The 670-nt window shown below is 37.5% G+C and carries 1 protein-coding gene; it reads right to left on the bottom strand.

From position 1 onward, the window contains the following. Positions 1 to 412: 412 nt before the first annotated feature. Positions 413 to 670: tetratricopeptide repeat protein (locus tag NC99_RS08045; protein ID WP_157624677.1), on the bottom strand; the 258-nt coding region annotated here is incomplete at its 5' end.

Below are 670 nucleotides of genomic sequence, written 5' to 3'. Positions count from 1 at the left end.
AATCAGGCAAAAGGTAACCCTCCAATTTTGATTTTCTTTGGGTAGATGATTGTTTTGTGGGTTTAAGTCGCTTGTAATTAGTGTGATATCTTTCTTTTTCTGGACCAGATTTACCGCAAAAAGAAAGCCCGGGATTAACCAATCCGGGCTTTTATTAACCATTATTTTCGAAAAAAAACTTTACTTGCTAAATGGAAGTATTGCGAATTTTATTCCGTGAACATTCAGGATAATTAAGGAATGTCAATTCGAATACGAGATAAAATGAACTTTTGAACTTTAAGGATCTTGAACTAAGGAACGTTGAACTGAACAAAGGAACTAAGGATTAAAAGGACTACCGATTCATTTTTCTGCTAACAATTTTTTAATTTTTAATCGTTGACTTTATTTGCTTTCATCTTTTGCCGGACTATTCCTCCAGGTATTTTATTTTTCTCAGGATGGCTGATGCTTTTTCCTGGTAAAAACTATCGCTGTTGGCAATTTTCGTGAACTGCCGGTATGCTTTCTTCCTGTTTTCGTTTTGCAGGTAGCACAGTCCGATGTACCACTGGGCCTGTTCTATAAAGAGGTTGTCGCGGTCTTTTATCACGTTTTGGTACGAAATAAGCGCTTTTTGTGTCTGTCCGGTTTGCTGGTAGGCTATGCCGGAGTAAAAGTTGCTGAC

This window comes from Sunxiuqinia dokdonensis (genome assembly GCF_001270965.1).
GTDB lineage: Bacteria > Bacteroidota > Bacteroidia > Bacteroidales > Prolixibacteraceae > Sunxiuqinia > Sunxiuqinia dokdonensis.
The sequence above is the reverse complement of the archived record's forward strand: the minus strand, read 5'-3'. Positions and strand labels throughout refer to the sequence as shown.